This is a genomic window from Cellulomonas persica (genome assembly GCF_007989825.1).
GTDB lineage: Bacteria > Actinomycetota > Actinomycetes > Actinomycetales > Cellulomonadaceae > Cellulomonas > Cellulomonas persica.
Map to the genome: position 1 here is coordinate 50,108 of NZ_BJUA01000011.1, position 18,152 is coordinate 68,259.

At 75.4% G+C, this 18,152-nt stretch carries 14 protein-coding genes; 7 read left to right on the top strand and 7 right to left on the bottom strand.

The genetic code is table 11. The annotated features are described in order from the left end of the window. The first annotated feature begins 44 nt into the window (after nt 1-44). The 4 genes from CPE01_RS11895 to CPE01_RS11910 all read left to right on the top strand — a co-directional run bounded on the left by CPE01_RS11895 (nt 45) and on the right by CPE01_RS11910 (nt 6,688). Nucleotides 45-3,005 carry a hypothetical protein gene (locus tag CPE01_RS11895; RefSeq protein WP_146806987.1) on the top strand — a complete coding sequence of 987 codons (2,961 nt, stop codon included), beginning with the start codon at nt 45-47 and terminating at the stop codon, nt 3,003-3,005. Between the two features lie 130 nt (nt 3,006-3,135). Next, on the top strand, nt 3,136-4,518 hold the full coding sequence (locus CPE01_RS11900) for an MFS transporter (protein WP_146806989.1): 1,383 nt from the start codon (nt 3,136-3,138) through the stop codon (nt 4,516-4,518). Nucleotides 4,519-4,526: 8 nt separating this feature from the next. Next, nucleotides 4,527-5,744: an endo-1,4-beta-xylanase gene (locus CPE01_RS11905; RefSeq protein ID WP_246783902.1), complete on the top strand. Its 1,218-nt coding sequence runs from the start codon at nt 4,527-4,529 to the stop codon at nt 5,742-5,744. 98 nt (nt 5,745-5,842) lie between these two features. Then, nucleotides 5,843-6,688: a TrmH family RNA methyltransferase gene (locus CPE01_RS11910; RefSeq protein WP_146806990.1), complete on the top strand. Its 846-nt coding sequence runs from the start codon at nt 5,843-5,845 to the stop codon at nt 6,686-6,688. A 58-nt stretch (nt 6,689-6,746) separates the two neighbouring features. Here the strand turns inward: CPE01_RS11910 and CPE01_RS16910 are convergent, their stop codons facing one another. From CPE01_RS16910 to CPE01_RS11930, 5 genes are all read right to left on the bottom strand, one after another. Then, nucleotides 6,747-6,878: a hypothetical protein gene (locus CPE01_RS16910; protein ID WP_281285117.1), complete on the bottom strand. Its 132-nt coding sequence runs from the start codon at nt 6,876-6,878 to the stop codon at nt 6,747-6,749. 162 nt (nt 6,879-7,040) lie between these two features. Further along, entirely contained in the window at nt 7,041-7,604 is a 564-nt protein-coding gene (locus tag CPE01_RS11915) for a YbaK/EbsC family protein (RefSeq protein WP_146806992.1), read from the bottom strand. 59 nt (nt 7,605-7,663) lie between these two features. Continuing rightward, on the bottom strand, nt 7,664-8,203 hold the full coding sequence (locus tag CPE01_RS11920) for a YbhB/YbcL family Raf kinase inhibitor-like protein (RefSeq protein WP_146806994.1): 540 nt from the start codon (nt 8,201-8,203) through the stop codon (nt 7,664-7,666). Next, complete coding sequence (locus CPE01_RS11925) at nt 8,200-9,972, bottom strand: SulP family inorganic anion transporter (protein ID WP_146806996.1); 1,773 nt, start codon at nt 9,970-9,972, stop codon at nt 8,200-8,202. Before CPE01_RS11925 ends, CPE01_RS11920 begins: the two co-directional genes overlap by 4 nt. Beyond that, entirely contained in the window at nt 9,969-10,313 is a 345-nt protein-coding gene (locus tag CPE01_RS11930) for an ArsR/SmtB family transcription factor (RefSeq protein ID WP_146806998.1), read from the bottom strand. The genes CPE01_RS11925 and CPE01_RS11930 overlap by 4 nt, the downstream gene beginning before the upstream one ends. 213 nt (nt 10,314-10,526) lie before the next feature. Here CPE01_RS11930 and imuA' point away from each other — a divergent pair, with 213 nt between their 5' ends. The 3 genes from imuA' to dnaE are packed head-to-tail and all read left to right on the top strand — an operon-like array spanning nt 10,527 to nt 16,835. Beyond that, nucleotides 10,527-11,444 carry a DnaE2-dependent mutagenesis accessory factor ImuA' gene (gene imuA' / locus CPE01_RS16480; RefSeq protein ID WP_186811518.1) on the top strand — a complete coding sequence of 306 codons (918 nt, stop codon included), beginning with the start codon at nt 10,527-10,529 and terminating at the stop codon, nt 11,442-11,444. After that, nucleotides 11,441-13,138 carry a DNA polymerase Y family protein gene (locus tag CPE01_RS11940; protein WP_146807000.1) on the top strand — a complete coding sequence of 566 codons (1,698 nt, stop codon included), beginning with the start codon at nt 11,441-11,443 and terminating at the stop codon, nt 13,136-13,138. The genes imuA' and CPE01_RS11940 overlap by 4 nt, the downstream gene beginning before the upstream one ends. 55 nt (nt 13,139-13,193) lie before the next feature. Continuing rightward, nucleotides 13,194-16,835 carry a DNA polymerase III subunit alpha gene (gene dnaE / locus CPE01_RS11945; RefSeq protein WP_246783903.1) on the top strand — a complete coding sequence of 1,214 codons (3,642 nt, stop codon included), beginning with the start codon at nt 13,194-13,196 and terminating at the stop codon, nt 16,833-16,835. Nucleotides 16,836-16,844: 9 nt separating this feature from the next. Here the strand turns inward: dnaE and CPE01_RS11950 are convergent, their stop codons facing one another. Both CPE01_RS11950 and CPE01_RS11955 read right to left on the bottom strand, forming a co-directional pair. Beyond that, entirely contained in the window at nt 16,845-17,402 is a 558-nt protein-coding gene (locus CPE01_RS11950; protein ID WP_146807004.1) for a cysteine hydrolase family protein, read from the bottom strand. 53 nt (nt 17,403-17,455) lie between these two features. Continuing rightward, nucleotides 17,456-18,067: an SRPBCC family protein gene (locus CPE01_RS11955; protein ID WP_146807006.1), complete on the bottom strand. Its 612-nt coding sequence runs from the start codon at nt 18,065-18,067 to the stop codon at nt 17,456-17,458. Nucleotides 18,068-18,152 lie beyond the last annotated feature (85 nt).

Sequence of the window (18,152 nt, forward strand, 5' to 3'; positions counted from 1 at the left end):
GGCAGGACCGGCTCATGGAGCCGGGCGGCCTGGGGGGAGAGGCCATGCGGTGGTGGGGACGCGGTGGGCCGGACGAGGCGGCACCGCCGCAGGACGACGTCCTCGAGCTGCGCGTGCACGGCGTCGCGAACACGCCGCCCGCCGCGATGCTCGACGTCCGGCCCGACCAGGTCGAGCAGGTCGACGGCGACGACCTCGGGAGCTTCTGGACGCCGACGAGCGCGGTCGGCTCGGCGCCGCGCAAGGCCGGCGACGCGCGTGTCGTCCCGCCGGGCGTGCGGCGTGAGGCGTACTCCTGGGGTGCGATGGCCCGCTTCTCGACCGTGCCCGGCCTGGGTCGCGCGAGCGGCATCGTCGCGGGCGTCGTGCGGGTCGCCTGGGTCGTCATCGTGCCGTTCGGGCTGGCGAACGTCGCCTACTGGGCACGGGACGCCGACGAGCCGCACGGACCGCGGTCGTCGGCGGGCGGCGGTCTCGTGCGCCTGTTCGGGCTCGCGCTCACGCTGCTGTGGGTGACCACCGCGGCGACGGTCTCGCTCGGGATCGTGGCAGCGCAGTGCTACGGCCCGCGCACGGACCTGGCGCCCGACGGGCCTGACGCCGACGTGCAGTTCGTGCAGGTGTGCACGGCGCTGCCCGAGGCCGCGGACGTCGCGGCGCGGTGGTCGACCGGGGTCCGCAGCGCGGTGATCCTCGGCCTGACCGCGCTCGTCGTCGTCGCGCTCGGGGCGATCGGGTCCACGGGACGGCTGCGGTACGAGCGGCGGATGTCGACGACGAAGGCGCGCCAGCTCGTCGGACAGGCCACGAGCCGTGCGGGCCGGCAGCGGGTCGCGATACGCGCGGCCGGGGCGAACGGCGGCAGGGAGCAGGTCGTCGCGCCTGGCGACGACGTCGCCGGACGGTCCGAGGTGTGGCCCATGCTCGCGCGGCGCGGCTTCTGGACGCACGCCGACCGCTCGTCGGTCCAGTGGTTCCAGCACCTGGCCGCGGCCTTCGCGACGCTCGCGGGCCTCGTCGCGTGGCACTACCTCTACCGGGACGCCCCGGGCTGTGCGAGGTCAGAGGGGTTCGGCGCGCGCGGCTGCCTGTCGCCGGGCGTCTGGGCCGCCGACGGGCGCCTCCCGTGGGCCGCGCTGCTCGTGGCGTCGGTCGCGGTCGTCGTCGTCGCCGCGTTCCGTACCGGCAGGTTCCGGCTCGAGCCGCCGCCGCGCGCCCGCGGCGACCAGCCGCGCGCACCCCGCGTCTCGCGCGCGAGCGACGCCGCCCTGCTGTGCGCGGCCCTCGCCGTCCTGCTCGCGGTCGTGATCGCCGTCGCGCGCTCGGGCGACGACCCGCTGCGACCCGTCGACCCGGCCGTGGCTCCGCTCCTGGGCCTGCACGCGCTGCCGCGGCTCCTCGTCGCCGTCATGGTCCTGCTCGTCATCGCGGCCGTCGGGATCCGTGCGCGGCTGCGCGCCAGGATCTGGGTGCCGCTGACGCTCGTCGTGCTCGTGGGTGCGACGACGAGCGTGCTGTGGCCCGACGGGACGTGGAGCGTGGTGTCGCGCTCGGTCGGTGGTCTCGCTCTCGTCGCGCTCGTCGTCGTGGCGTGGACCGTGAACCGCCGGCATGCGGGACGTGAGCGCGAAGGATGGTCGGGCCGAGGGCCCGCGGTCCTCCTGAGCACCGCGGCCGGGGTGGCGATGGTGCTGAGCGCGGCGACGGTGCTCGGTGTCGCGGCCTGGCTCGACGCGCCCGCCGCGGCGGAGAACCAGCGGCTCAGCACCGGGTCGACCGCGGCGCTCGAGAAGGCTGCGGCGGCCGAGCCGTTGCGCGACCCGGTCGTGGTGCACGTCCCCGCGCCCGAACGGCTCCACGTGCCGCCGGGCTACGAGCAGTTCGCCGTCGCGAGCGTCGCGGTCCTCGCGCTGCTCGCCGCATTCGTCGTCGTGCTCGCCGTCCGCATGGGCACGCTGCGTAGGAAGGCGCTGCCGGTGGTCCCGGGCGACGTCGAGCCGGACCCCGAGCGGCTCGAGGACGTCGCGGTGCAGACCGGACGGCGGCACGCGGCGCTCGCGCAGCGCGCCGAGCGGCTGATGGGCGCGCTCGGGCTGCTGTTCTTCCTCGCGCTCGTGGCGACCCTGGTGCTGCCCGACCCGCACGCCGCGTACGACGGCCCGTTCGGCGGGCTGTGGACGCTCGGCGTGGACCTGTCGCGCAGCGCGGTCGTGGCCGGCTGCGGGCTCATCGTCGCGAGCGTCGTGCTCGCCGGGTCCAAGCAGCCCCTCGCGCGGCCCTGGGGCCTGCTGTGGGACCTCATGTGCTTCCTGCCGCGCGCGGCGCACCCGTTCGCGCCGCCGTGCTACGCCGAGCGCGTCGTGCCCGAGCTGCGCTCCCGCATCGACGCGTGGCTCGGCGACGACGGCACGCCGATCCCGGCGTCGCAGCGCGACGCGCGGCGCGTGCTGCTCTCGGCGCACAGCCTCGGCGGAGTGGTGTGCGTCGCGACGCTCATGGCGCGCTGGGACGGCCCGGCCGGCCCCTACGACCACCGCGTCGGCCTGCTCACGTACGGCACGCAGCTGCGCGCCTACTTCGGCAGGTTCTTCCCCGAGCTGTTCGGACCGGCGGTGCTCGGCACGCGTCCCAGCACGGGAGCGCGCCTGTGGGCACCGGACCCGTGGGCCCAGACCGAGCCGGGGCTCGTGCCGAGCGAGGGCCCGACGCTGCGCGCCTCGCTCTCGCCGCCCGACACCGCGACGGCCGACGAGCCCACCCACGGGTCTGCCCTGCGGTGGCGCAGCCTGTGGCGGCGTACGGACTTCATCGGGTTCCCGGTCGACGCGTACGCCGGCAGCGCGGTCGACGCGCCCGCGAGCGAGATCGACGCCGACGCGTACCTGCTCGCAGTCGCGGCGCACAGCGGCTACCCGCGCGCACCCGAGTACCGACGTGAGCTCGACCTGCTCGTCGCGCGGCTGCGGGCGAGCACTCCCGGGCGGCCGGTGACGACCGGCCGATGACGACACGGGCACCGAGGACCGCGCCGGAGCGGTCCGTCCCGGGCCGCATGCCGGGCCGAACCGTGACGATGCGGACGGCGACGGCCAGGGGTCCCGCGAGGGTTGCGCTGCGAGGACGTATCCTCACCGGATGCGCCGTGACCGTCTGACATGGACGCTCTACGGCGCCTTCGTCGCGTGGGGCTGGTTCCTCTACAGCTTCAACCCGAGCGTCCCCTTGCTGGCGGACGAGTTCGGCATCTCCGCAGCTCAGGCAGGCCTGCACGGCACCGCGATGGCGGTCGGTGCGGTGCTCGCGAGCTGGGTCGCGCCGACCGTGGTGCGCGGACGCGGTCGCCGCACCGCGATCGCGTCCGCGCTGGGTCTGGTCGCCCTCGGCGTGGTCGGTCTCCTGCTCGCCCCCTCGTTGTGGGTCAGCCTGCCGTCGATGGCCGTGCTGGCCGTGGGCGGCAACGTCGCGATCGCGTCGTCGCAAGCCGGCCTCGCGCGCCACCACGGCCCCGCCGCGTCCGCCGCCGTGACGGAGGCGAACGGTGTCGGGTCCACCGTCGGGCTCGTCGGACCGCTCGCCGCGGGTGCGTGCGTGGCGATCGGCTGGGGCTGGCGGCCCGCGGTCGCCGTCACGGTCGCGCTCGCAGGGCTCGTCGCGTGGTTCGTGCTGCGGATCCCGGTCGGTGGGGCGATGACGCCTCCCGCCGGCAGCCGCCCGTCACCGTCGGGCGAGCAGGGGACCGACGAGGTGAGCACGTCCGACGAGGCCGTGCCGCCCGGCGAGCGTGCGGTCGTGGACCGCCTGGCGGGCGACGAGCACGTCCCCGGGCGTCGGCTCGCGGCGTGGTGCTTCCTCGGCTCGCTCGTGGCCGCGATCGCGCTCGAGAACGTCACGACCTACTGGTCGACCGACCTCGTGCGCGAGCAGACCGCGGCCGGCGCGGGGATCGCCACCGCCACGACCGCGGGGTTCGTCGCGGGCCTGTCCGCGGTGCGCTTCGTCGTCGGGCCGATGTCGCTGCGCGTGCGGCCCGCGATGCTGCTCGCGGTGTCGTTCGCCGTGACCGTCCTCGGGTGGGCCGTGCTGTGGACCGCGTCGTCGCCGTCCGTCGCCGTCGCCGGGCTCGTCGTCGCGGGTCTGGGGTGCGGCGCGCAGTACCCGCTGTCGGTCGCGCTGCTGCTGTCGACCGCGCCGGGTGCGCAGGACCGCGCACAGGCGCACGCGACCCTTGCGGGCGGGCTCGCGATCGGCATCGCGCCGTTCGTGCTCGGCGCGCTCGCGGACGCCGTCGGTGTGCACACCGCGTTCCTCGTCGTCCCCGTGATCGCGGCCGCGGGCGGCGTCGCAGCCGTGCTCGGTGGACGTGCTCTGCTCGCGGCTCGCCTGGCGCGGGTCGCGCACGCGGCAGCAGCACCGACGCCCGCTCCGCAGGCTCCCGATCCGCACTCACCGGCACCGCATGCGCCGGGCGCGCCCGCGCCCGCCGCGCCGCCACCAGCACCCGTCCACCCGTCTCACTGAGGAGAACTGTGTCCCGCCTCGTTCACCGCACCTCGCGGACCGTCGTGACCGTCCTGGACCCCCACGGCGCACCGCTGGCCGACACCGACGTCACGGTCGCGCAGACGCGGCACGCGTTCGGCTTCGGCTGCACCGGGTTCGAGTTCATCCGCCGCACCCCGGGCGAGAGCGCGCCGCTCGAGGACCTGTGGCTCGGCCTGTTCGACACGGCGACGCTGCCGTTCTACTGGCGCCACTTCGAGCCCGAGCCCGGCCGGATCCGCACCGAGCCGCTGCGCGACGCGGCGCGGCGCCTCACCGAGCTGGGCGTGCGCGTCAAGGGGCACCCGCTCATGTGGCACACGCTCGCCCCGCGGTGGCTCCTGGAGCACTCGAACGACGAGGTCGAGCGCCTGCAGCGTGACCGGATCACGCGCGAGGTGAGCGACTTCGCCGGGCTCGTCGACACGTGGGACGCGATCAACGAGGTCGTGATCATGCCGGTGTTCCGTGCCGAGGAGAACGCGATCACGCGCCTCGCGTGGGAGAAGGGGCGGATCGCGACGATCAAGCTCGCGTTCGACACCGCGCGCGCCGCGAACCCGCACGCGACGCTCCTGCTCAACGACTTCGACATGTCGACCGCGTACGAGTGCCTCATCGAGGGCGTGCTCGAGGCGGGCGTCCGGATCGACGCGCTCGGGCTGCAGAGCCACATGCACCAGGGCTGGTGGGGCGAGGAGAAGACCGCGCGCGTGCTCGAGCGGTTCAGCCGGTTCGGCCTTCCGCTGCACTTCACCGAGACGACGCTCGTCTCCGGCCACCTCATGCCGCCGGAGATCGACGACCTCAACGACTACCAGGTGGACTCGTGGCCCTCGACGCCCGAGGGGGAGGCGCGCCAGGCCGACGAGCTCGTGCGGCACTACCAGCTGCTCGTCGAGCACCCCGCGGTCCAGACGATCACCTACTGGGGTCTGGGCGACGCGGGCGCCTGGCTGGGTGCGCCCGCGGGCCTGGTCCGCGCCGACGGCACGCCGAAGCCCTCCTACACGGCGCTGCGCGACCTGGTGCGCGGCCAGTGGTGGCACGCGCCGCAGGTGCTGCGCACGGACGCCTCGGGCCGGGTCGCGGTCGAGGGCTGGCGCGGCGACTACGAGGTGCGGCTCGGGGAGGCGACGTCGGCGTTCGTCGTGGGCGACGAGGCGACGTCGGTCCGGCTGCCTGCCGCGGTCCCGGCCGCCTGATCGGGCGACGGGCCGACCGCCCGTGCACTGACCGCCCGTGCACTGACCGCCCGTGCGCCGGACGCCGGTGCACGGGCGTCCGAGCCGCGCCTGGGAGGATGCCACTCGTGCCTCGCCTCGACCTGCAGACCGTCACCGACCCCGCCGACGACCGGCTCGCCGACTACGTCTCGCTGACCGACGTCGCGCTGCGCTCCAAGCACGAGCCGGCCAAGGGGCTGTACATCGCGGAGAGCTCCACGGTGCTGGAGCGCGCGCTGCGCGCGGGGCACCGGCCGCGCTCGGTCCTGCTCGCGCCGCGCTGGGTCCCGGACCTCGAGCGCATGGTCGCGAGCCTGCCGTCGGGTGACGGCGAGCCCGAGGCGATCACCGTGTTCGTCGCGGACGAGCCCGTGCTCGAGGCGATCACCGGTTTCCACGTGCACCGCGGCGCGCTCGCGGCGATGCACCGCCCGCCGCTTCCCGCGGTCGCGGACCTGCTCGCGGGTGCGCGCCGCGTCGCGGTGCTCGAGGACATCGTCGACCACACCAACGTCGGCGCGGCGTTCCGCTCGGCCGCGGCGCTCGGCGTCGACGCGGTGCTCGTGACGCCCCGCTGCGCCGACCCGCTGTACCGGCGCTCGGTGCGGGTCTCGATGGGAACCGTGTTCCAGGTGCCGTGGACGCGCATCGACCCCTGGCCGGACGGGGTCGCGACGCTGCGCGAGGCCGGCTTCGTCTCGGCGGCGCTCGCGCTGTCCGACGACGCGATCACGCTCGACGAGCTCGTGGCGGACCCGCCGGAGTGTCTGGCGATGGTGCTCGGGGCCGAGGGGCACGGGCTCAAGCCGACGACGGTGGCGGCGTGCGACCTCGTCGTGCGCATCCCGATGTCCGGGGGAGTGGACTCGCTCAACGTCGCGGCAGCGGCCGCGGTCGCGTTCTGGGCGACGCGCGTCGGCTAGGTGTGCGTCGCCGCGCGTCGGACCGGCGCGCGGCCGGTCGGTGCGTGCGCCGGGGCGGTCAGTCCCAGAAGGGCGGGAGGTCGTCGTCGAGCGCGCGGGCGGCCGCGAGGAACGTCGTCTCGACGGCCTCGTCGTCGGTGGTGGCGGAGGTGGTCTGAACGTCTGTGGGGTCGGCCAGGAGCAGGTCCATGACTTGATCGTCGGATGGCTCGAGCGCCCGGATGAGGGACGTCCGTCCCGCTTGAGCGGCGCGTCGACGGCGATGTCGACCAGACCTCTCCCGACCTTCACGCGAGGCTCACACGCGGGTCATCGGACCCTCAAACGCGCGTGAAACGCGGCCCAAGGAGGCTCAGGCGAGAGCGAGCCCCTCGACCACCTCGACGCCCGGCAGGTGAGCCAGCAGGGCGCCCGGCAGGGTGAGCTTCGACCGCCGGAGCCCGCTGCCGACGACGACGAGCGGACCGCTGTCGTCGGGGACCGTGACGCGTGCGTCGACGAGCACGCGGTAGCCGGCGGGGAGGCCGATCGGCGTGATCCCGCCGTACTCCATCGCCGACTCGGCGGTGGCCCGGTCCATCGGCAGGAACGACGCCTTGCGGACGTCGAGCAGGCGCTTGACGGCGCTGTTGACGTCGGCCCGCGTCGTGGCGCGCACGACCGCCGCGGCGACGCGTTCGACGCCCTCGCGGCGGCCGCCGACGAGCACGCAGTTGGCCGACGCCGATGGCGGCAGGTCGTACGCCTCGGTCAGTGCGGCGGTGTCTGCGAGGTCCGGGTCGATCTCGGTGACGAGCACGGCGCTCGCGACCTCGTCGTGCTCGGCGGCCCACGCCGTGAGGGCCGCGGCCGTGCTCGGGGCGACGAGGTCGAGTCGCTCGAGCGCGGGTTGCCAGGTCAACGTCCCCAGGGTCACGCGCGCAGCCTAGCGACGCGTCCCGCATGTCGAGGCCGATGGTCTCGGCTCCCGGACGCCTAGCGCTGGTACGTCCCGACCAGCACGCCGCGCGCGAGCGTGTGGAACACCAGCGCGCAGCTCGTCGCACCCGGGGAGGTGTCCGGCGTCAGGCCGAGGTCGGCGGTGTCGAGCGCGTGCACCGCGAGGAAGTACCGGTGCACCTGGTCCCCGGGCGGCGGCGCGCACCCGGTGTAGCCGACCTCGCCGTCGTCGTTGCGCAGCTGGAAGGCCCCCGTCGGCAGCCGTGAGCCGTCGGGTGCGCCGGCGCCGGTGGCCAACGACGACACGTCGGCGCCGAGACCCAGGACCGTCCAGTGGAACCAGCCCGCGACGCCCGGCGCGTCGGGGTCGAACACGCTGACCGCGAAGCCGCGCGTGCCCTCGGGCGCGCCGCTCCAGGCGACGTGCGGCGAGAGGTTGCGGCCGCGCGCCGTGTGGGTGTGCACGTCCGGCACGGGTGCGCCGTGCGTCCAGTCGTCGCTCGTCACGACGAGCTGCGGGACCGGGGGCAGGAGGCTGTACGGGTCGGGTGCGACGGGCCGGTCGATCGAGGTCACGGCTCCTCCGAGGTCGTCGGGTGCGTCCGCCCGCCGTGGGCGGCCGCGCCCATCGTGGCCCCCTCGCGGCGCACGTGCGAGCGGGCGTGCTCGAGCGCCGTGCCGAGGTCGTCGAACAGGTGCTTCTCGTGCGCGAGCGCGTCGAGCACGCCCACGGACTCCACGACGCGGCGGTGCTGCGGGCGCAGGCCCTTGAGCAGGACGACGATGCCGCGGTGCTGCAGGTCGGCGACGATCTGCGCGAGCGCGTACGCGCCGCTCGTGTCGAGCATGCTCACGCTGGACAGGCGCAGCACGACGACGCGCACGTCGCTGACCTGCGTGAGCTCGTCGAGGAAGCGCCGCACGTCCGCGAAGAACAGGGCGCCGTCGATGCGGTAGACCGCGATGTGCTCGTGCAGCAGGGCTCGCTCGTCGTCGGCGCGCAGCACCTCGTCGGGCGCGTCCTCGCGGTGCAGACCGCTCGCGCGGGCGACGGCCCGCAACGCCAGCACGGCGGCGACGGCGACCCCGACCTCGACCGCGAGGACGAGGTCGAACGCCACGGTCACGACGAGCGTCGTGAGGAACACGGCCGCGCCCGAGCGGCCCGAGCGGCAGATGGCCACCGCCGTCGAGACGTCGACCATGCGCGCGGCCGTGACCAGCAGCACCGCGGCGAGCGCCGCGAGCGGGATCCGCCCCACCAGGGGCGCCGCGAGGTACACGACGGCCGCGAGCATCACGGCGTGGCTCAGCGCCGCGACGCGCGTGCGCGCCTCGGAGCGCACGTTCACCGCGGTGCGCGCGATCGCGCCCGTGGCGGGCAGTCCGCCGAAGAGGCCGGAGGCCACGTTCGCCAGACCCTGGCCGACGAGCTCGCGGTTGGGCTTGGTGCGCGGCAGGTCGTCCGCCATGCCGTCCGCGACGCGCGCCGACAGCAGCGACTCGAGCGCTGCGAGCGCCGCGACCGCGAGCGCCGAGGAGAACAGCGCGCTCGTCGTCTGGAGGTCGACGACCGGGAGGTGGGGCGCGGGCAGCGACGCCGGGAGCGTGCCGATCCGGTCCACGTCGAGGTGCGCGAGCTCCGCGACGAGCGTGGCCGCCACGACGGCGACGAGGGAGGCGGGCAGCCCGCGGCGGAGACGGGGCAGGGCGACCATGAGCGCGATCGCCAGCGCGACGAGCGCCAGAGGCGCGACCGCCGCGGACCAGTCGACCGAGCCGAGGGTCTTCAGGGCGACCGCGGCGGCGTTGGTGCCCGGGGCCGCGGGCGTGTCCAGCGCGAGCGGGACCTGCTGCAGCGCGATCACCACACCGATCCCGACGGTGAAGCCCTCGACCACCGGCCACGGGATGTACGCGACGAGCCTGCCGAGCCCGAGGACGCCCGCGAGCACGACGATGCCGCCCGCCATGATCGCCACGACCGGGACCAGCTCGGGCCCGAACCGCGCGACCACCGGGAGCAGGACGACCGTCATGGCGCCCGTCGGACCGCTGACCTGCAGGTGCGACCCGCCGAGGACCGCGGCCACGGCACCTGCGACGACGGCCGTCACGAGGCCCGCCGCGGCGCCGAGCCCGGAGGACACCCCGAAGCCGAGCGCGAGCGGCAGCGCGACGATCGCGACCGTGAGGCCCGCGAGCAGGTCACGACGCCAGGACCGGGACAGCCCCGTGTAGTCGTCGCGGTGCGGCGCCAGGGCGATCAGGCGGCGGCGTGCCGCGACGAGCAGCGCCCCGGGATGTGCCTGACCGAAGGTGATGTCGGGGGCGCCTGCGCTCATGCGTCGGCGTCCGTGAGGAGCTCGTGACGGCGGGCGGCGGCGTCGACGAGGACGGCGCGCGCCGCCGCGAGCATGTCGGCCACGGCGGGCAGCGCGAGCGCGTAGTGCACCGCGTTGCCGGACCGGCGCGCGGTGACGACCCCCGCGCGTCGCAGCACTCCGAGGTGCTGCGAGAGGTGCGAGGCCTCGAGGCCGAGCTCGGTGAGCAGCTCCGCGACCTGGCGGTCGCGTTCGACGAGGAGCTCGAGGGTGCGCACGCGCACGGGGTGCGCGAGCGCCTTGAACAGGTCGGCCTTGACCTCCGGCAGGGGGCGGTCGAGGCCGTGGGCGCGCAGGGTCACGGGGTCTCCGGTGCGGCGGCTTGATGTGTTGATGGATTGATCAAAACCGTCAAACCATACCCCTTCTCGACCCGGCGCGTGACGGGTCTCTGCGAGGTTGACAGCGGGTCGACCGGCGACGTCTACTAGAACGATCGAACACGCGTTCGAACGAGACGTCGGCCCTGGTCGGGTCCGGCGCGCTCGTGGTACGACACGAACACAGGGACGGTCATGGCGGTCGAGGTGCTGACCCGGGAGGAGCGAGTCGCCCGCGCTCGCCTCGCCCTGGCGCGCGCCGAGCTCCGGACCGGTGCCCGCAGCGCCGAGATGGTCCGCTCGGAGGTGGTCCGCCCGGAGGTGGTCCGCCGGGAGGTGGTCCGTCCGGAGGTGGTCCGTCCGGAAGCGATGCACGAGGCGGCGGCGGACGCCTCGCCGCCCCAGTCGCCGCCGCAGTCGCTGCGCGGTCCGCGCGCGGACGTCCTGACCACGGCGCTGCTCACCACCGAACGTCCAGCGCTGCCCGTCCCGCCCGCGCTCGCCCCGCTGCTCCCCGACGGCCTGCGCCGCGGTGCCACCACGGCCGTCCTGGGCTCGACCTCGCTCGCGCTCGCGGTGCTCGCCGCGGCGAGTGCTGCCGGCGCGTGGGTCGCGGTCGTCGGGCAGCCCACGTTCGGCCTGCTCGCCGCGGCGGAGGCGGGCGTCGACCTGACCCGCCTCGCGGTGGTCCCGTCGCCGGGGGCGGACGCCGCCACCGTGCTCGGCGCCCTCGTCGACGGCATGGACGCGGTGGTCGTCGGGCCGCGGGTCGCCCTCGTCGACGCCGACCGGCGACGGCTGTCCGCTCGCGCGCGCGAGCGCGGCGCGACCCTGCTGCCGACCGTCGCCTGGCCGGGTGCGGACGTGGTCCTGACCGCGGACCCCGTCGGCGAGCACGGCGGGTGGCGCGGGGTGGGTGCCGGCCAGGGACGTCTGCGCACGCAGCAGGTGCGGGTGGCCCGCAGCGGGAGGCGCGGCGCGGCCGTGCCGCTGTCGCTCGTGCTCACGCTGCCGCTGGCCGCGCCCGACGGCATCCCCGAGGACCCGCGTCGTCAGCCGGTGCCCACGGCCTCGGCGCTCGCCGACCGCCCCGACCTGCGGCTCGTCGGATGAGCACGCGCACCACCGTCCTGTGGGTGCCCGACTGGCCCGTCGTCGCGGCGGCCGCGGCGCTCGAGGTCCCCGCACACCTGCCGGCCGCGGTGCTCGCGGGCCAACGGGTCAGCGCGGTCAACGCGCTGGCCCGGCTCGAGGGGGTGCGTCGCGGCATGCGCCGGCGTCAGGCGCAGGGCTGCTGCCCCGAGCTGGAGCTGCTGCCGGCCGACGACGCGCGCGACGTGCGGATGTTCGAACCCGTCGCGGTGGCCGCCGAGACCGTGGTGGCCGGGCTCGAGGTGGTCCGGCCCGGGCTGCTCCTGCTGCCCGCGGGCGGGGCCAGCCGGTACCACGGCTCGGAGGACGCGCTCGCGGAACGGCTCGTCGAGGCCGTCGCGCAGGGCACGGGGCACGAGTGTGCGGTCGGGACGGCCGACGGGCTGCTCGCCGCCGTCGTCGCGGCCCGCACCGGCGTCCTGGTCCCGCCGGGGACCTCGGCACAGCTCCTCGCGTCGCGGCCGATGACCGAGCTCGCGTTCGCGGCGGTCACCGACGAGGCCGGGGCCCAGGTCGCCGAGCTCGTCGACCTGCTGCACCGGCTCGGGCTGCGCCGGCTCGGCCAGCTCGCGGCGCTGCCGTCGGCGGACGTGCACGCACGGTTCGGCCGACTGGGGACGTGGGCGCACCTGCTCGCGCGCGGTGAGGACGAACGACCTCCCGTGCGGCGCAGGCCGGAGGCGGACCTGGAGGTCGGCACCGAGCTGGACCCTCCCGTGGACCGGGTGGACACCGCGACGTTCGCGGGCCGGCGGCTGGCCGAGGACCTGCACGCGATGCTCGTCGCGCGCGGGCTGACGTGCGGTCGTCTGGAGATCGCGGCGCGCACCGACGAGGGCACGGACCTGGTCCGGGTGTGGCGCACCGACCTCGGTGGATGGGGTGGGCTGTCACCCGCGCGCATCACCGACCGCATCCGCTGGCAGCTCGAGAGCTGGCTCACGACGACGGCCGTGACCACCGCACGCTCTCGCCGTCTCGACGCGCGCGCCCGCCGCGCATCGACCGCACCAGGCCGCACGGACGCCACCACCGAGGCGCCCGAGTGGGACCCGGATCCCGAGGACACGCCGCCGGTCACGCTCGTCCGGCTGTCGGTCACCGCGCTCGACGTCGCTCCCGCCGGCGCCGAGCAGGGGCGGCTGTGGGGCGGGCCGTCCGGCGGCGACCTGCGCGCGCACCGCGCCCTGGACCGGGTGCAGAGCATCGTCGGAGGTTCCGGTCTGCTCACGGCCGCGCTGCAGGGCGGTCGCGACGTCCGCGAGCAGGTGCACCTGCGCCCCTGGGGCGACCAGAGCGACCCGGTGCGGCCCCTGGACCGGCCGTGGCCCGGCCGGCTGCCGGCTCCCGCACCCGCGACCGTGCTGCCCGAGCCCGAGCCGGTGCAGGTGCTCGACGACCGCGGCGTGCCCGTGGTGCTCGACGTGCGTGCCGGGCTCAGCGGCGTGCCGAGCTGGGTGGCGTGGGGCGCGGGCCGGCGCTCGCGCGTGCGCGGGTGGGCGGGGCCATGGCTGCTCACGAGCCGCTGGTGGGCCGAGGACCCCGTCGGACCTCCCGTGGTGCGTGGGCACGTGCAGATGACGTTCGACGACGAGCCCGCGGCGCTGCTCACCGCGACCCCGTCGGGCTGGGCGTGCGAGGCGCGCTATGACTGAGTGGACCGGGTCCCGCGCACCCGGGTCCCGCGCATCTCGGAGCGCCGGGCCGCGCGTGCCGCGGTACGCCGAGCTGCATGCGCACTCGGCGTTCAGCTTCCTCGACGGCGCCAGCCAGCCCGAGGAGCTCGCGGCCGAGGCCGCGCGTCTGGGGCTGACCGCGCTCGCGCTCACCGACCACGACGGGCTGTACGGGGTCGTGCGGTTCTCCGAGGCCGCGCGCCGCGTCGGTGTCGCCACGGTGTTCGGCGCCGAGCTGCACCTGCCGGCACCCGACGCGCGTCGGCACGGCCGCGAGCCCGCGCCGCAGCCGGGACCTCCCGTGCTCGACGAGCCGACCGGTGTCCCGGACCCGCGCTCGTCGCACCTGCTGGTGCTCGCGCGCGGGCCGGACGGCTACCGGGCGCTGTCCCGTGCCATCGCGCAGGGGCACCTGGACACCGGGCGCAAGGGTGCGGCCGAGTACCACCTCGAGGCGCTGGCCGAGGCCGCGGCGGGGCAGTGGCTCGTGCTGACGGGCTGCCGCAAGGGCGCCGTGCGTCGTGCGCTCGCGGGCGGGGACCCGTCGGGCGTCGTCCCGGTCGCGCCCGGTGGCATGGCGGCGGCGGCGCGTGAGCTCGACAGGCTCGTCGCCCTGTTCGGACGGGACAACGTCGCCGTCGAGCTGACGGCAGCGGGGGACGCGTACGACGACGAGCGCGCGGACGCGTTGGCCACGCTCGCGCGCGACGCGGGGCTGCCGCTGGTGGCGACCACCGCCGCGCACCAGGCGACCCCGCGCGACGCCGACCTGGCGGCCGCGCTCGCCGCGGTGCGCGCACGCTCGTCGTTGCAGGACCTCGACGGCTGGCTGCCCGCGGGTCCCGGCGCGCACCTGCGCTCGGCCGCCGAGATGCTGCGCCTGCACCGGCGCTACCCGGACGCGGTGAGCACCGCCGCGGACCTCGCGGCGCAGTGCGCGTTCGACCTCGCGCTCGTCGCGCCGTCGTTGCCGCCGTACCCGGTGCCGCCCGGGCACACCGAGGCCACGTGGCTGCGCGAGCTGGTCCGGCAGGGTGCGCTCGAGCTGTACGGCCCGCCCGAGCACGAGCGCGTGCCGGGGGCGTACGCGCAGCTCGAGCACGAGCTGCGCGTCATCGAGGAGCTCGGCTTCCCGGGCTACTTCCTGGTGGTCTACGACCTGGTCACGTTCTGCCGCGACAACGGGATCATGGCGCAGGGCCGCGGTTCGGCCGCGAACTCCGCGGTCTGCTACGCGCTGCGTGTGACCGCCGTGGACGCGGTGCACCACGGCCTGCTGTTCGAGCGCTTCCTGGCGCCCGAGCGCGACGGGCCGCCCGACATCGACGTCGACATCGAGTCGGCGCGGCGCGAGGAGGTCATCCAGCACGTCTACGCCAAGCACGGGCGTGAGCACGCCGCGCAGGTGGCGAACGTGATCTCCTACCGGCCGCGCTCCGCGGTGCGTGACGCGGCCCGTGCGCTGGGGTACGACGCGGGCCAGCAGGACGCGTGGGCGAAGTCCGTCGAGCGATGGGGGAGCCTGCGCACCGCGCCGTCGGTGGAGCACGACCCGACGAGCCCGACGACCGCCGCCGTGCGCGACGCGCGTCCGCACACCGGGCACGCGGGGCCGCCACCGGTCGTCACCGGCCGGCAGCTGCGTGCGCAGGCGCGCGGTGCACAGTGGGTCTCGGGCACGCCGGGCACGCCGGGCACCCCGCGCTCGTCGTCGGCACCGGCGCGAGGACGCAAGGGTGACGAGATCCCCGGCCTGGCCACGGCCGACGGGCACGACGTGGTCCCGACGAGGCTGCCGCCGTCCGCCGAGGCCGAGGGCGAGATCCCCGAGCACGTGATCGACCTCGCGGAGCGGTTCCTGCGCCTGCCCCGGCACCTGGGGATCCACTCGGGCGGCATGGTCATGTGCGACCGCCCGGTGATCGAGGTCTGCCCCGTCGAGTGGGCGCGCATGCCCGGCCGCACGGTGCTGCAGTGGGACAAGGAGGACTGCGCGGACGCGGGGCTGGTCAAGTTCGACCTGCTGGGCCTGGGGATGCTCACCGCGCTGCGGATCGCGTTCGACTCCGTGCGCGAGCACGGCGGTCCGGACCTGGACCTGCACGCGCTGCCGCAGGACGACCCGCTGGTCTACGAGCTGCTGAGCGCCGCGGACACCGTCGGGGTGTTCCAGGTCGAGTCGCGCGCGCAGATGGGCACGCTGCCGCGCCTGCAGCCCAAGAAGTTCTACGACATCGTCATCGAGGTCGCCCTCATCCGGCCGGGCCCGATCCAGGGCAACTCCGTGCACCCCTACATCGAGCGCGCCCGCGGCCGCCAGAAGGTGACCTACCTGCACCCGCTGCTCGAACCGTCGCTGAGCAAGACGCTCGGCGTGCCGCTGTTCCAGGAACAGCTCATGCAGATGGCGATCGACGTCGCTGACTTCACGCCCGCCGAGGCCGACCAGCTCCGCCGCGCGATGGGCTCCAAGCGTTCGACCGAGCGGATGCTCGCGCTCAAGGAGCGCCTCATGAGCGGCATGGCGTCGCACGGCATCTCACGTGAGACCGGTGAGCAGATCTTCGACAAGCTCAAGGCGTTCGCGGACTTCGGGTTCCCCGAGTCGCACGCGTACTCGTTCGCGTTCCTCGTGTACGCGAGCGCGTGGCTCAAGGTGCACCACCCCGCGGCGTTCTACGCGGGTCTCCTCGCCGCGCAGCCCATGGGGTTCTACTCACCGCAGAGCCTGGCGGCCGACGCGCGTCGGCACGGGATCGAGGTGCTGCGGCCGGACGTGCAACGGTCACGTGCTCTGGCCTGCGTCGAGCGCGTCGGGCCGACGCCGCCCGGCGGAGAGCCGCGACTCGTCCCACGTCCCAGCGGCACGGGACCGACGCCGCAGCCCGGTGTCCGCACCGGCACCTCCGCGCAGGCCGCCGCGGTGGGCGACGTGGTGCAGGCGCGCGACCGGGTGCAGCAGCCGGCGCGGTCGCTCGCCGTGCGGATCGGGCTCGCCGCGGTGCGCGGCATCGGGACCGCGCTCGCGGAGCAGATCGTCGACGAGCGTGAGGCGCACGGGCCGTTCGTCGACCAGCGCGATCTCGTGCGCCGCGTGCGGCTCACGACCACCCAGCTCGAGGCCCTCGCGACCGCGGGCGCGCTCGACGGGCTCGGCGTGACGCGGCGGGAGGCGTTGTGGGCGGCGGGCGCGCTCGCGCAGGAGAGCCCGCAGACCCTGCCCGGCGTGAGCGTCGGCGTGAGCGCCCCGACGCTGCCCGGGCTCAGCCCGGTCGAGACCGCGACCGCGGACGTGTGGGCGACGGGCGTCTCGGTCGACTCCTACCCGACCCAGTTCGTGCGTGACGGGCTCGACGACGCCGGGGTGCTCCGTGTCGAGCAGGCCTACCGGCACGAGACCGGGCGACGCGTCGCCGTCGCCGGCGTGGTCACGCACCGCCAGCGTCCCGGCACTGCGGGCGGTGTCACGTTCCTGTCCCTCGAGGACGAGACCGGGCTGCTCAACGTCGTGTGCTCGGCGGGCCTGTGGCAGCGGTTCCGACGCACCGCGCGGACGAGCCGCGCGATGGTCGTGCGCGGGCTGTTGGAACGGCAGGACGGCGCGACGAACCTCGTCGCGGAGCACCTGGCCCCGCTGTCGCTCAAGGTCCGCTCGACGTCGCGCGACTTCCAGTGAGCCGCGTGCTCAGACGCCGGCCAGGTCCACCTCGTCGGAGGACTCGACCGTGGCTGTCCGTCCCGGCCCGTCCTGGAACTGCCAGTAGAGGTTGGCGTGGGAGACCACCAGCTCGGGCGGTGGTGCGCCCCACTCGGTGAGGTCCTCGGTGCTGTGCGCGTCCGACACGAGCGTCACGTCGTAGCCGCGCACGAACCCGCCGTGCAGGGTCGCCCGCACGCACGCGTCGGTCTGAGCGCCCGTGACGACGAGCCGACCCACGCCGCGCGACGCGAGCTCGGACTCGAGCGGGGTGTCCTCGAAGGAGTCGCCGTAGCGCTTGTCCACGATCGCCTCGTCGGCTGCAGGCCTGAGCTCGGGGATCAGCTGCCACGTGTCGCTGCCCTCGGGCAGCTCGTCGGACTGGTGGCGCACCCACACGACCGGCGTGCCCTGTGCGCGAGCGCGGGTCACGAGCCCGTCGATCGTCGCGACGACCTGGTCGCGAGCGTGCAACGCGTTCGCGACCCCGTTCTGCATGTCGATCACGAGCAGCGCGGTGGCGGCTCGTCCCTGGAGAGTGGTCATACCGCCAGTAACCCACCGACCACTGACACGCGCCGAACCTTTGCCTGCCCGCGTCAGCGGACCGTGCCCTCCACGCGGTCGCGGATGCCGATGAGCATGCGCCGCGACATCACGGTGCTCACCGAGCCGACGACCTCGTTGATCGGGACGGCCCACCCGCGGGGACGCGCGTAACGCTCACGCACGACGAGGCGCGTCGTGCGGTCCCGGCCCGGGTGCAGCGTGAACGCCCAGCTGAAGCTCGCGTCCGGGGCGGTCAGCACGAGCGCGCGGGGCGGGTCGACGATCGTCACGGCGAGCGCGGCGCTCGGCGCGAGGTGGATCTCGTCGCCCTCCGCGAGCCCCTGCCACCGGTCCTCGATGCGGGAGGCGGAGTGGATGTGCAGCCCGACGAGGTTCTCGAGCCAGTCGTAGGAGTAGAAGCCGCCGCGGTCCTGGCCGAGCTGGACGAGCCAGGGCCAGACCTGCTCGGCGGACGCGCGGATCGTGATCCCGCGGGTCGCGACGAGCCCCGGCACCGTGATGATGTCGTCGCCCGCGAGGCGTGCGTCGAGCTCGTCCTCGCTCGCGCCCCACTGCAGTCCCCACGTGCGGGCGAGGGGCAGCAGCGCGACGGCCGTGGCGGCGACGAGGAGCCCCGCGGCGCGGGGTGAGGGTGCGCGCATGGTCCCAGTGGACTCCTCGAGGCCACGATCGCGCGAGCGACGAACGTCCCGGCGTCCGCCGGCCGGACCCGCGCGGCGTTCCGCA